The sequence below is a fragment of the Paractinoplanes ferrugineus genome (assembly GCF_016862195.1).
Classification (GTDB): domain Bacteria; phylum Actinomycetota; class Actinomycetes; order Mycobacteriales; family Micromonosporaceae; genus Actinoplanes; species Actinoplanes ferrugineus.
The window spans coordinates 265,480-277,452 of the sequence record NZ_BOMM01000012.1 but is presented as its reverse complement, the minus strand read 5'-3'; the positions used below and the strand labels follow the sequence as shown (position 1 = coordinate 277,452).

Sequence of the window (11,973 nt, the reverse complement as noted above, 5' to 3'; positions counted from 1 at the left end):
CCGGCCGGTGGGAAGGGGGTGATCGCGTCATGGGGCAGCCACAGGACCCACGGGGCAACCTGGTGCGCCCGTATGCGGTCACTCGCGGACGGACCGAGCCGCGGCGAGACATACCTATCGAAGCGGTCCTGGTAGCCAGCCAGGCCGCCGTGCAGGAGGCCCGGTTCGCCGGGCATGACAAGTACCGCATCGCGATCCTCTGCGAGGCGAAAGCGCAGTCCCTGGCCGAGCTGTCCGCGCACACCCGACTCCCGCTGGGAGTGGCGCGGGTGCTGGTCGCGGACATGGTCGCCGACGGACTGCTGTCGTTGCACAGCGCCGCTCCCAAGAAGGGCTTCACGGAGCGGATGGATCTGCTGGAAAGGGTGTTGAGTGGACTTCGCAAGCTCTGAGCGGGCGGGGGCGCAACCCAGGGAGATCACCTCCGCGAAGATCGTGATTGCGGGCGGCTTCGGCGTCGGCAAGACGACCCTCGTCGGCGCGGTCTCCGAGATCGAGCCGCTGACCACCGAGGCGCTGATGACCTCGGCCGGGCAGGGCGTCGACGACGCGTCCAAGGTGCCCGGCAAGGAGACCACCACGGTGGCGATGGACTTCGGCCGCATCACCATGGCCGATGACCTGATCCTCTACCTCTTCGGCACCCCCGGGCAGACCCGCTTCTGGTTCATGTGGGACGAGCTCATCCGGGGAGCCGTGGGCGCCGCGGTCCTGGTCGACACCCGCCGCATCGCGGACGCGTTCGCGCCGCTCGACTACTTCGAGAACCGCCACCTGCCGTACATCGTCGCCCTCAACTGCTTCGACGGCGCGCCCCGCTACGAGCCGGACGAGGTGCGCGAGGCGCTGGCGATCCCGTCGCACGTGCCGATGGTGCTGTGCGACGCCCGCCACCGGGAGTCGGTCAAGCAGGTGCTGGTACACGTGGTCGAGCACGCCATGGCGACCCTGGTGGCCGAGCAGTCCGGGGGTTACCCGGCCGTCGTCGGCTAGTTCGGCAGCCGGTAACCCCGTTTGACCACCGTCTGAACGACCCCGGGAGCGCCCAGGCCCGCCCGCAGGCGGGCCACGGCCATCTCGACCGCGTGCTCGTCGGCGCCCCGGGGCAAGGCATGCAGCAGGGCCGCCCGCGACAGCACCCGGCCGGGCGTGGCGGCCAGCGCCCGCAGCACCGCCATCGGTGCCGGGGCGAGGGGCCGCAGGTCACCGTCGACGACCGCGGCGTGACCGCGCAGGGTCAGCGAGTGGCCGGCCACCTCGAGCGAGACCGCCCGCTTCGGCAGTTCCTCCACGATCGTGCGGACCAGAGCGCTCATCCGGGCTCGCGCCGGCGCGACGATCGGGATGTCGTGCCGTTTCAGCGGAGCCGCCGTCACCGGGCCCACACAGGCCACCAGAACGCTCGTGCGCAACGCCTCCAGCAGGGGGTCGGCGGCGGGCCCGGCGGCCCGCAGGAGAGCCGTGACGGCCGCGGCCGAGGTGAACGTCACAGCGTCCACGAGCCGGCCGCTGATGAGATCGACGAGGCGGTGCAGCGGCGCCGGGTCGGTCGGTGCGGCCCAGCGGTAGACCGGCACCTCGATCACCCGGGCGCCGGCCTCCTGAAGTGCCTCGGTGTATTCCGGCTGGCTCTCGCCGTGCAGTTGGATCGCGACCGTCAGACCGGCGATGCCCCGGGCCTTGAGGTGGTCGACCACCTCTTCGTAGCTCTCCCCCTCGGGGGACCACTGGTCGTGCAGCCCGGCCGAGCGGATCGCGGCCCGGGCCTTGGGGCCACGGGCCACCAGGTAGGCGCGGGCCAGCGTGGCCCGCAACGGCTCGGCCAGGCCCCAGCCCTCGGCCGCCTCGAGCCAGCCGCGCATGCCGATGCCGGTGCTGACCAGCACGATGTCGGGCGGGTGGTCGAGGCAGGTGCGGGTGGCGGCCTTGAGCTCGGCGTCGTCGGCGATCGGGACGATGCGCAGGGCCGGGGCCAGCACCACCCGGGCGCCCCGGCTCTCCAGCAGGCCGGCGAGCTCATCGCGGCGCCGGTCGGCGGTGACGCCGACGGTGTAGCCGGACAGAGACGCGGTCGGTTCGGCCAGGGCGGCCGCCGTGATCACCGTCCGACGCGTTCCCCCCGCGCGATCGGTCATGTCTTTTCGAGAAGTCGCGGCGTGGCCGGCCGGTCCACCGAAGGGCACGCTCGGAGTCCGCCGTCCTCAGCGTCGACCCGCTCCCATGTCACGCTTGCGATCTCCGCCGTACCTCCGTCCGGCGCACACCGCGACTTCTCCTCGCCACACCGGTGAACCGGTACGGCGGTCACCGCCAGGTCCGTCCTCAACCCTGGCGGTGGCTTTTCCATAGTGCGCCGTCGACGCCCGTGCGGGCTACGCCCATCCCACTTCGTCGAGGGCTGCGCACCATTGGCCATGCCTCGAAGCGTGCCGGTGGGGAATTTCGGCCTCGCGTCCCGTTTGTTTCGAGCCTGCTAAGAGGTGCGGATCTGTGACCTTCCTGACCTTGGATGCCGGGGTCGGGAGCGTCGGAGGGGCCGAGTATGCTTGCGGGGAATATAGTGCGGGGTCCCGGTACGGGCGCCTCGTTTTGACCACGTGTCGCGCGGCCGGGTATTGTTGCCTGCTGTTGTGTGAGCGATCGGAAATTCTGTTCCCGACGCGACCAGCGCGCGACCCCAGACCGACGACAAGACAAGGTAATTCTGTGCGTACGTACAGCCCGAAGCCGGGTGAGATCGAGCGTCAGTGGCACATTATCGACGCTTCCGACGTCGTTCTGGGCCGCCTGGCTACCCACACCGCGACTCTTCTGCGGGGTAAGCACAAGCCGACCTTCGCCCCGCACGTCGACACCGGCGACTTTGTGGTGATCATCAACGCGGGCAAGGTTGCCCTGACCGGCAACAAGCGGCAGACCAAGGTCGCCTACCGGCACTCGGGTTACCCGGGTGGCCTCAAGCAGGTCGGCTACGAGGAGCTGCTCAGCAAGCGCCCCGAGAAGGCGGTCGAGATGGCCGTCAAGGGCATGCTCCCGCACAACAAGCTCGCGCGGCAGATCATCAAGAAGCTGAAGGTCTACCCGGGCGCTGAGCACCCGCACGCCGCTCAGCAGCCGAAGCCGTTCGAAATCACCCAGATCGCGCAGTGAGCGCGGGAGAAGGCAGCAGCATGTCCGACATCATCGAGCCCGAGGTCGTTGAGACCGTCGAGGAGCCCGCTGAGACGGTCGTCGTCGTCGAGACGCCCGCGCCGGCCCCGGTCCGCGCCCCGCGTCCCGGTGACCGTCCGATCCAGACCGTCGGCCGCCGCAAGGAGGCCATCGTCCGGGTGCGACTCATCCCCGGCAGCGGCAAGATCACCTGTAACGGTCGCGACCTCGAGGCCTACTTCCCGAGCAAGGTGCACCAGCAGCTCATCCGTGAGCCGCTCGGCACCGCCGAGAAGGCCGAGCAGTTCGACGTGATCGCGAACCTCCGCGGCGGCGGCATCACCGGCCAGGCCGGTGCGCTGCGTCTCGGCATCGCCCGGGCGCTCATCACGAACGACCCGGACGACCGCCCGGCCCTCAAGAAGGCCGGTTTCCTCACCCGGGACGCCCGGGTCAAGGAAAGCAAGAAGTACGGCCTCAAGAAGGCCCGCAAGGCTCCGCAGTACTCGAAGCGCTGATCGCTTTCCAGGCGGCCGGGTTTCGCCCTCCTCGTTCTGTGGAGGGCGGCCCGGCCGTTTTGTATTCGTTCCCCTGAAAGGAAGCCGCCAATGGGGCGACTCTTCGGTACCGACGGCGTGCGCGGGCTCGCCAACGGTGATCTGACCCCGGAACTCGCTCTCTCCGTCGCGGTGGCGGCGGCGCGGGTGCTTGTCGAGAACGACGCCACCCACACCCCGATGGCGATCGTCGGGCGCGACCCGCGGGCCAGCGGCGAAATGCTCGAAGCGGCCGTCGTGGCCGGGCTGACCAGCGCCGGAGCCAACGTCGTACGGGTCGGTGTGCTGCCCACCCCGGCCGTTGCCTTCCTGGTCGCGCAGACCAACGCGGACCTCGGCGTGATGCTCTCCGCCTCGCACAACCCGATGCCCGACAACGGCATCAAGCTGTTCGCGTCCGGCGGCAGCAAACTGCCGGACGAGCTCGAGGCGCGGATCGAGCAGGCCGTCGAGGACGGGCACGGACTGATCGGACGGCCCACCGGCGGCGGGATCGGGCGGGTCAACGACCTGCTGGACGGGGCCGAGCACTACATCCGGCACCTGGTCGCGTCGACGCCGCACCGCCTCGACGGCATCAAGGTCGTGGTGGACTGCGCCAACGGGGCCGCGAGCGAGGTCGGGCCGGTCGCGTACGAAGAAGCCGGCGCCGAGGTCATCGCGATCCACGCCGACCCCGACGGCCTCAACATCAACGAGGACTGCGGCTCCAACCACCTGGACAAGGTCCGCGACGCGGTCCTCGCCGAAGGCGCCGACCTCGGCATCGCGCACGACGGTGACGCCGACCGCTGCCTGGCCGTCACCGCTTCGGGTGACATCGTCGACGGCGACCAGATCATGGCGATCCTCGCGCTGGCCATGCGTGACGCCGGCACGCTCACCGACGACACCCTCGTCGCAACCGTGATGAGCAACCTGGGCCTGCGCATCGCGATGAAGCAGTCCGGCGTGCGGCTCATCGAGGCCAAGGTCGGCGACCGGTACGTGCTGGAGGAGCTGAACGCGGGCGGTTTCGCGCTCGGCGGCGAGCAGAGCGGCCACATCGTGATGCCGGCCTACGCGACCACCGGCGACGGCGTCCTCACCGGCCTGCACCTGATGGCCCAGCTCGCGTCGAGCGGCAAGTCGCTCGCCGACCTCGCCGCCGTGGTGCACAAGCTGCCCCAGGTGCTGATCAACGTGCGGGTCAGCGACCGGGAAGCGGCCGGATCGGCCCCCGCCGTGCTCTCCGCGGTGGCCGCAGCCGGGCAGGAACTGGGTGAGACCGGCCGGGTGCTGCTGCGCCCCTCCGGCACCGAGCCGCTCGTTCGGGTGATGGTCGAGGCCGCCACCGAGGAGCAGGCCCGCACGGTCGCCGAGCGGATCGCCGCTGTGGTGAGCGCCGCCTAGATCTTCGCCAAGCGGCGGGCCGCCTCGTCGATGACCTCTTCGCGCTTGCAGAAGGCGAAGCGGATCAGGTGGCGGCCCGCTTCCTTGTTGTCGTAGAAGACCTGGGTGGGGACGGCCACGACGCCGCTGCGTGCGGGCAGGTCCCGGCAGAAGTCGACGCCGTCCGTGCCGCCCAGCGGGGTGATGTCGGCGGTGACGAAATAGGTGCCCTCGGACGGCTGCACCGCGAAGCCGGCCTCGGTCAGACCCGCCACCAGCCGGTCACGCCGGGCCTGCAGGGCTGCCCGGAACCCGCTGAAGTAGGTGTCGGGCAGGCCCAGGGCCACCGCCACGGCGGGCTGAAGCGGGCCGGCGTTCACGAACGTCAGAAACTGTTTCACGCGCAGCACCGTGGAGACGAGCGTGGCCGGGCCGGTGGCCCAGCCGACCTTCCAGCCCGTACACGAAAAGGTCTTGCCCGCCGAGGAGATGCGCAGCGTGCGGTCGTGCATGCCGGGCAGCGACGCCAGCGGGGTGTGCGGTTCGGCGGCGTCGGTGAACACCAGGTGCTCGTAGACCTCGTCGGTCACGGCGTATGCGTCGTATTCCTGGCAGAGCTCCGCGATGAGCGTGAGCTCGGCGCGGGTGAAGACCTTGCCGGTCGGGTTGTGCGGCGAGTTGAGCAGCACCAGGCGGGTGCGCGGGCCGAACGCGGCGCGCAGCTCGGCCTCGTCGAAGCCGTACCGGCCGTGCGGGCCCGGCCGCAGGGTGACGGGCCGTCGGCGGGCGCCGGCCAGGGTGATCGAGGCCGCGTACGAGTCGTAGTAGGGCTCGAACGTGACGACCTCGTCACCCGTCTCGCAGAGCCCGAGGATCGCCGCCGCGATCGCCTCGGTCGCCCCCGCGGTGACCACCACCTCGGTGTCCGGGTCGCGGGTCAGGCCCCAGAACCGCTGCTCGTGCGCGGCGATCAGGTTGCGCAGCGCCGGGATGCCGGGCAGCGGCGGGTACTGGTTCGCGCCGTCCCGCAGCGCCGCCGCCGCGGCCGCCAACATCTCCGGCGGGCCGTCGGTGTCCGGGAAGCCCTGTCCCAGGTTTATCGAGCCGGAGCGGACCGCCAGCGCGGACATCTCGGTGAAGATCGTGGTGCCGAACGCACGCATGCGTTCGACCAGCGGGTCGGCTGTCATCTCACTCCAGGACCACTTGGACGCACTGGGTCGAGGCGAAATTGCCGGTCCCCGACTTGTTCGACTTGACCTCTTTCCCGTCGACCAGCGCGCGGCAGCTGACCGCACCCTCGCTCGTGCCGATCCGCACGACGATCACCGAGGCCAGTGCCGGGATCTCGGCCTTGGTGGTGAGCTTCCACGGCAGCTTCTGGTTGTCCAGGCGTTTGGGGCTCTCCCCGATCTTCTCGATGTAGACGATCGAGACCGGGCCGTCGCCGGTCACCTCATAGGTGATCGTGACCGGGCGGCCCTCGCCCACGCCGGTGGTCGGCAGGCCCGTGGGTAGGGCGGTGGGTAGGGCCGGCACCTCGGGCACGCTCGTCGGGAAGCCGCCCACCGCCTCGTCGGCCTTGTCCTTGACGCTGCGCCCGATCAGCAGACCGGCCGTGGCTATGCCGCCACAGAGCAGCAGAGTCACGGCGAGGATCACCGCGATGATCGGGGCGTTGCTGCGGCGCGGGGGCGGCTGGGGCGGACTGTACGGCGGTTGGGGCGGACTGTACGGCGGCTGGCCCGGACCGTACGGCGGATAGCCCGTCTGGGGGGCCGGGTGGCCCGCCTGGTGGGCCGGGTAGCCCGCCGGGGGCGCGTACGCCTGGGGGCCGTAGTCCGACGCGTAGCCCGGCGGCGCGTAGTTGACCGGCGGGAACTGGGCGGTCGGCGGGTCGGCCGGCGGGGGGATCGCCGCGTAGCCGGGGGAGTAGCCGGGCGGCTGGGGCGCCAGCGAGTCGCCGGACATCGTCGACCAGGGCTGCCCGGAGATCGGTGCGCTGTTGCCGCTCGTGCCGTCCGGGGTGGGCGGCGGCGGGGCTGACGGGTCCTGGTCGGTCACGCTGCTCTCCCGGTTCGGGCGCCAGGCTCGACGCACAAGCCGACGGTACGCCAACAGCGCCACCTGGAAAACGCTTGGTACCGGCCGATCGGTCAGTCCTGAGGCACCCTTTTGAGCACCGTGCATGCTCGAAAGGGTGCCTCCCGAGCATGCATCGTGAGCGTTCGTCGGTTACGCTGCCCCGCATGTGTGGCATCGTGGGTTACGTCGGCGGTCGTCCGGCGCTCAGCATCGTTCTCGACGGGCTTCGCCGGCTCGAATACCGCGGTTACGACTCCGCCGGAGTGGCCGTCGTCGACAACAGCACCGTCCTGACCGAGAAGAAGGCCGGCAAGCTGGCCAACCTGGAGAAGGCCCTGGCCGAGCGGACCGGCGACAACATCGCCTCCGGCAGCACGGCGATCGGGCACACCCGGTGGGCCACCCACGGCGGACCCACCGACCGCAACGCCCATCCGCATCTCTCCGCCGACGGTCGGGTCGCCGTCATCCACAACGGCATCATCGAGAACTTCTCCCGCCTGCGCGCCGAGCTCGAGTCGACCGGCATCGAGTTCGCCAGCGACACCGACACCGAGTGCGCGGCCCACCTGCTCGCCGCCGAGATGCGCGCGCTTCGCGACTCCGGCGGTCTTTCCGGCCCGCAGCTGCTGGCCGAGGCGATGCGCCGCACGGTCCGCCGGCTCGAGGGTGCGTTCACCCTGCTGGCGATCGATGTCGACGTGCCGGACGCGGTGGTCGCCGCCCGGCGCAACTCGCCGCTCGTGGTCGGTCGTGGTCAGGGCGAGAACTTCTTGGCCAGTGACGTGTCGGCGTTCATCGAGCACACCCGGGAGGCCATCGAGCTCGGCCAGGACCAGGTCGTGCTGATCACCCCGGCCGGCATCGAGATCACCGGTTTCGACGGCGAGGTCGCCGAGGGCAAAGAGTTCCACATCGACTGGGACTCCAAGGCCGCCGAGAAGGGCGGCTACGACTACTTCATGCTCAAGGAGATCGCCGAGCAGCCGCAGGCGATCGCCGACACCCTGCTGGGCCGGCTCTCCGAACGGGGCGAGATCGTCCTCGACGAGGTGCGCCTGACCGACCAGGACCTGCGCGACATCGACAAGGTCTTCATCGTCGCCTGCGGCACCTCCTACCACGCCGGCATGGTCGCGAAATATGCGATCGAGCATTGGACCCGCATCCCCTGCGAGGTCGAGCTGGCCAGCGAGTTCCGCTACCGCGACCCCATCCTGGACCGGTCGACGCTGGTCATCACGATCAGCCAGTCCGGCGAGACGATGGACACCCTGATGGCGCTCCGGCACGCCAAGGAGCAGAAGGCCCGGGTGCTCGCCATCTGCAACACCAACGGCTCGACCATCCCGCGCGAGTCCGACGCGGTGCTCTACACGCACGGCGGCCCGGAGATCGCGGTGGCGTCCACCAAGGCCTTCCTCACCCAGCTCGTCGCCTGCTATCTGATCGGCCTGCACCTGGCCCAGATCCGCGGCGTCATGTACGCCGACGAGGTCGCCGCCGTCGTCGAGAAGCTCCAGTCGACGCCGGACAGCCTGCGCCTGCTGCTCGACCGGATGGAGGACGTGCGTGCCCTCGCCCGCGACCTCAAGACCGCCTCGACCGTGCTGTTCATCGGCCGGCACGTCGGTTACCCGGTAGCTCTGGAAGGCGCGCTCAAGCTCAAGGAGCTCGCCTACATGCACGCCGAGGGTTTCGCCGCCGGTGAGCTCAAGCACGGCCCGATCTCGCTTATCGACGAGGGCACCCCGGTGGTCTGCGTGGTGCCGTCCCCGGCGGGCCGTGGCGTGCTCCGCGACAAGGTCGTCTCCAACATCCAGGAGGTGCGCGCCCGCGGCGCCCGCACAATCGTGATCGCCGAGGAGGGCGACGAGAACGTCAAGGCTTACGCCGACCACCTGATCACGGTGCCGAGCACGCCCACCCTGCTGGCCCCGCTGATGACCACGGTCCCGCTGCAGATCCTCGCCTGCGAGATCGCCGCGGCCCGCGGCCTCGACGTCGACCAGCCCCGGAACCTGGCGAAGTCGGTCACCGTCGAGTAACCCATCGAGCCCCGCCGCGCTGGCCGCCCCGCCCCGCCGTGCTGATCGCCCCGCCGCGCTGGCGGCCCCCTGCACCCCGGCCGGTCCCGGAACGGGATAGCGGCCGGGGGCTTCGCGGCGGCGCCGGCGGGGGCGACCTCGCTCCGGCTCCCCGTGGGCGGGGGCGACCTCGCTCCGGCTCCCCGTGGGCGGGGGCGACCTCGCTTCGGCTCCGCTGGGTGGGGGCGACCTCGCTCCGGCTCCCGTTGGCGGGGCCGGGTGGGGTGACGGCGGAGGTTTCGCGACTTCCGGGCGGGGGAGGCCGGGCCGGGTCATCGGGCGGTGCCCAACGTGATCGAGGCCAGCGCGTCCAAGGACGGGCTGTTCCGGTCCCAATAGCCCAGGTGGCCGCCGTCCGGGCTGGTCGGGAAGCCACGGGCGCCGAAGGACGGGTCGCTCGGATTGCGCCCGAACCACAGGTCGTCGCTTGGCCGTTCGAAGCCCAGGAACGGGATGGAGATCGGTATCGCGGCGGCCAGTTCCAGTCTCCGGAACATGGTGCCGGCCGACGATGCGGCGTATTGGATCACGTCGTCGTGTGCCGTCGCCGACCAGACGTGACCGGCCGGCGTCGACAGGTCGCGGGCCGAGTCGACGCCCACCCCCGGCGAACCGACGAACACCACCTCGTCGGCGGCCACGCCGGCCCCCGTCGCGGCCCGGCCCACCACCAGCGAGCCGTAGCTGTGACCGATCAGCGTGTGATGGGCGGCCGGGCTCTCCTGGGTGGTGCGCAGCCCTTCCATGAACCGGCGTAGGGCCGGTGCGCCCGCCTCCGCCCGGCGCGGACTCGCGGCCTCGTCGACGAAATCGGGCGCGTCGTAGTCGAGCCACAGCATCGCGCTCGTCGACGCGGCCGGGGACAGCTCGGTGGCTCGCGCGGCCACTCGGGCGGCCCGAGACAGCTCACCGGTGAGCGAGGCCAGGTCGGCGGTCATGCCGGGCACGTGGGTGACCACGTTGTCGGCCCGGTCAGGATCACCCAGCGCCACCACCGTGCGGCCCTCCTCGCGCAGGTCGAGCCGCAGCAGGTAGGCCCGTGCGCCCCCGTCGTCACCGGCACTGTCGCCCTCGGCCGCGGCCAGCCGGTCGGCGAGCGCGTCGAGCCCGCGCCGGAGGCCGCGCAGCCGGTCTCGCTCAGCGCCGGTGGCGGTGGCCAGGGCCCGGTCGACGTCGGCTCGCCGCTCCTCCAGCAGCAGCCGGTTGGCGGCGTCGCGGTCGGCGGCCGGAACGCCGTCGAGCGAGGCCAGCCAGGACGGCTCGGTGGCGAGCAACCACTGCTGCTCGGCCGTGGTCAACCCGGTCCACCACCGGTGCACTTCGGCCGGCGACGCCGTGCATGCCGGCCGGTCGCCCGGCGGTGCCGCGCTCCCCTGGGTCGCGGCCTCGATGCGCTCGAGCCGCTCGGCCGCCCGCTCGTCGGCCCGGGCGGCGACGGTGAGTGCGGCCGAGATCTCCGAAGCGGCTGAGATCTCCGACGTGCTCGGGGCCCTCGGAGTGCCCGAGGCCGACGTGGGCGGGTGGACATTGCCCTCGTCGTCGATGGTGACGCCGTGCGCGACGGCGCGGCTCAGGAGCTGCCTCGCTCGCGCCATGGAGGTCGCGAACTCGCTCGTGGCCTGGTCGGCCTGCCAGCACAGGACGCGGAACAGCACCACGTGGCGGCGCAGTGCGGCCGCCCGGGCCAGCGCGGCCGAGGCCGCCGCGCCGGACCAGACGGCCGCTATCCGGGCGAGGTCGGCGGTCAGGTCGGCGGCGAGCCGACCGGCCAGCTCGGCCCAGCGGCGCCAGGCCAGCGCCACGGCGTGCCATCGGGAAGGCTCGGTGACCCGCAGGCGGGCGTAGACGGCGGAGGTCATCGACTCGACCGCAGCCGGCTGACGGCCCGGGCGTCGGCCGCCGCGTATGCCTCGGCGACCTCGGCCATCCGCCGGGCTGTCGTTTCGAAGTCGTGGCCGAGCGCCGCCAGCTGCCGGCGGGCGGCGACCGCCGCCAAGGTCGCGGCGTCGACCGTGCGCCAGCGGGGGACGTGCGGGACGGCCGGTGCCGCCGATGCCCCGGCGGTCACCCGGTCCGCCGTGCCGGACAGAGCGGAGGCGGCTTGACGCAGCTCGTCGGTGTCGACCTCGAAGTCGGGATTCATCGGCAACCTCCATGCGGGGCAACGGCGAGGCCGGAGTTGCAGCCTCGGGGGATGCGCCGACGTTAAGGGCCGGGCTCGGGCCGTGGGCCCGGTTGTGGACGGCGGGCGAGGGGTCGGCTCCGGCGTTGTCCACAGGTCTTGCACAACCATCCGGGGGTGCGTTAGGCCGCAGCGCGGCACTGCGGCTACCGATAGGGTTGGGCCGTGATCGTGGCTGTGGGTATCGATGTCGTCCTGGTGGACCGTTTCGCCAAGGCGCTCGACCGCACCCCGCTGCTCGCCGACCGACTCTTCACCGAGGGCGAGCGGCTCTCCGGCTCCGGCAATCCGCGCTCGGCCGAGTCACTGGCCGCCCGATTCGCGGCGAAGGAGGCCGTCGCCAAGGCTCTGGGCGCCCCGGCCGGTCTGCGCTGGCACGACTGCGAGATCGTCGCCGACCCCGATGGCCGACCGTGGTTGACCGTTTCCGGTACGGTCGCCGCCGCCGCTGTCGAGCGGGGCGTCAACCGGTGGCATCTCTCGCTCTCGCACGACGGCGGGATCGCCTCGGCGATGGTGGTCGCGGAGACCTGATCAGGCT

At 71.5% G+C, this 11,973-nt stretch carries 12 protein-coding genes; 7 read left to right on the top strand and 5 right to left on the bottom strand.

The window, feature by feature from the left end:
* Nucleotides 1-29: 29 nt before the first annotated feature.
* Nucleotides 30-392, top strand: a complete 363-nt coding sequence (locus Afe05nite_RS09155; protein ID WP_203816547.1) for a DUF742 domain-containing protein — start codon at nucleotides 30-32, stop codon at nucleotides 390-392.
* Entirely contained in the window at nucleotides 373-993 is a 621-nt protein-coding gene (locus tag Afe05nite_RS09150; RefSeq protein ID WP_203816546.1) for a GTP-binding protein, read from the top strand. The genes Afe05nite_RS09155 and Afe05nite_RS09150 overlap by 20 nt, the downstream gene beginning before the upstream one ends.
* Here Afe05nite_RS09150 and Afe05nite_RS09145 read toward each other — a convergent pair.
* Nucleotides 990-2,135, bottom strand: coding sequence for a uroporphyrinogen-III synthase (locus tag Afe05nite_RS09145; protein ID WP_203816545.1), 1,146 nt, complete (start codon nucleotides 2,133-2,135; stop codon nucleotides 990-992). The two genes, Afe05nite_RS09150 and Afe05nite_RS09145, sit on opposite strands and share 4 nt — an antisense overlap.
* A gap of 571 nt (nucleotides 2,136-2,706) precedes the next feature.
* Here Afe05nite_RS09145 and rplM point away from each other — a divergent pair.
* The 3 genes from rplM to glmM all read left to right on the top strand — a co-directional run bounded on the left by rplM (nucleotide 2,707) and on the right by glmM (nucleotide 5,099).
* Complete coding sequence (gene rplM, locus Afe05nite_RS09140; RefSeq protein WP_203816544.1) at nucleotides 2,707-3,150, top strand: 50S ribosomal protein L13; 444 nt, start codon at nucleotides 2,707-2,709, stop codon at nucleotides 3,148-3,150.
* 20 nt (nucleotides 3,151-3,170) lie between these two features.
* Entirely contained in the window at nucleotides 3,171-3,668 is a 498-nt protein-coding gene (rpsI, locus tag Afe05nite_RS09135; RefSeq protein ID WP_239117666.1) for a 30S ribosomal protein S9, read from the top strand.
* Between the two features lie 90 nt (nucleotides 3,669-3,758).
* Entirely contained in the window at nucleotides 3,759-5,099 is a 1,341-nt protein-coding gene (gene glmM / locus Afe05nite_RS09130) for a phosphoglucosamine mutase (protein WP_203816543.1), read from the top strand.
* Here the strand turns inward: glmM and Afe05nite_RS09125 are convergent.
* Both Afe05nite_RS09125 and Afe05nite_RS09120 read right to left on the bottom strand, forming a co-directional pair.
* A complete protein-coding gene (locus Afe05nite_RS09125) occupies nucleotides 5,096-6,268 on the bottom strand; it encodes a pyridoxal phosphate-dependent aminotransferase (RefSeq protein WP_203816542.1) in 1,173 nt (390 codons plus the stop codon). The genes glmM and Afe05nite_RS09125 overlap by 4 nt on opposite strands.
* Before the next feature lies 1 nt (nucleotide 6,269).
* Nucleotides 6,270-7,178: an MmpS family transport accessory protein gene (locus Afe05nite_RS09120; RefSeq protein WP_203816541.1), complete on the bottom strand. Its 909-nt coding sequence runs from the start codon at nucleotides 7,176-7,178 to the stop codon at nucleotides 6,270-6,272.
* A gap of 149 nt (nucleotides 7,179-7,327) precedes the next feature.
* Here Afe05nite_RS09120 and glmS point away from each other — a divergent pair, with 149 nt between their 5' ends.
* A complete protein-coding gene (gene glmS / locus Afe05nite_RS09115) occupies nucleotides 7,328-9,211 on the top strand; it encodes a glutamine--fructose-6-phosphate transaminase (isomerizing) (protein ID WP_203816540.1) in 1,884 nt (627 codons plus the stop codon).
* Between the two features lie 311 nt (nucleotides 9,212-9,522).
* Here glmS and Afe05nite_RS09110 read toward each other — a convergent pair whose 3' ends face one another.
* On the bottom strand, nucleotides 9,523-11,109 hold the full coding sequence (locus Afe05nite_RS09110) for an alpha/beta hydrolase (protein WP_203816539.1): 1,587 nt from the start codon (nucleotides 11,107-11,109) through the stop codon (nucleotides 9,523-9,525).
* Complete coding sequence (locus tag Afe05nite_RS09105; RefSeq protein ID WP_203816538.1) at nucleotides 11,106-11,393, bottom strand: hypothetical protein; 288 nt, start codon at nucleotides 11,391-11,393, stop codon at nucleotides 11,106-11,108. The genes Afe05nite_RS09110 and Afe05nite_RS09105 overlap by 4 nt, the downstream gene beginning before the upstream one ends.
* 204 nt (nucleotides 11,394-11,597) lie before the next feature.
* On the opposite strand from Afe05nite_RS09105, the gene Afe05nite_RS09100 reads away from it, so the two are divergent.
* On the top strand, nucleotides 11,598-11,966 hold the full coding sequence (locus tag Afe05nite_RS09100) for a holo-ACP synthase (protein WP_203816537.1): 369 nt from the start codon (nucleotides 11,598-11,600) through the stop codon (nucleotides 11,964-11,966).
* Nucleotides 11,967-11,973: the final 7 nt, after the last annotated feature.

Excerpts from the sequence above, each read along its gene's own strand:
- Afe05nite_RS09145 (WP_203816545.1), bottom strand. The coding sequence starts at position 2,135 with ATGACCGATCGCGCGGGGGGAACGCGTCGGACGGTGATCACGGCGGCC.
- glmM (WP_203816543.1), top strand. The coding sequence starts at position 3,759 with ATGGGGCGACTCTTCGGTACCGACGGCGTGCGCGGGCTCGCCAACGGT.
- rpsI (WP_239117666.1), top strand. The coding sequence starts at position 3,171 with ATGTCCGACATCATCGAGCCCGAGGTCGTTGAGACCGTCGAGGAGCCC.
- Afe05nite_RS09110 (WP_203816539.1), bottom strand. The coding sequence starts at position 11,109 with ATGACCTCCGCCGTCTACGCCCGCCTGCGGGTCACCGAGCCTTCCCGA.
- Afe05nite_RS09125 (WP_203816542.1), bottom strand. The coding sequence starts at position 6,268 with ATGACAGCCGACCCGCTGGTCGAACGCATGCGTGCGTTCGGCACCACG.
- glmS (WP_203816540.1), top strand. The coding sequence starts at position 7,328 with ATGTGTGGCATCGTGGGTTACGTCGGCGGTCGTCCGGCGCTCAGCATC.
- Afe05nite_RS09105 (WP_203816538.1), bottom strand. The coding sequence starts at position 11,393 with ATGAATCCCGACTTCGAGGTCGACACCGACGAGCTGCGTCAAGCCGCC.
- Afe05nite_RS09155 (WP_203816547.1), top strand. The coding sequence starts at position 30 with ATGGGGCAGCCACAGGACCCACGGGGCAACCTGGTGCGCCCGTATGCG.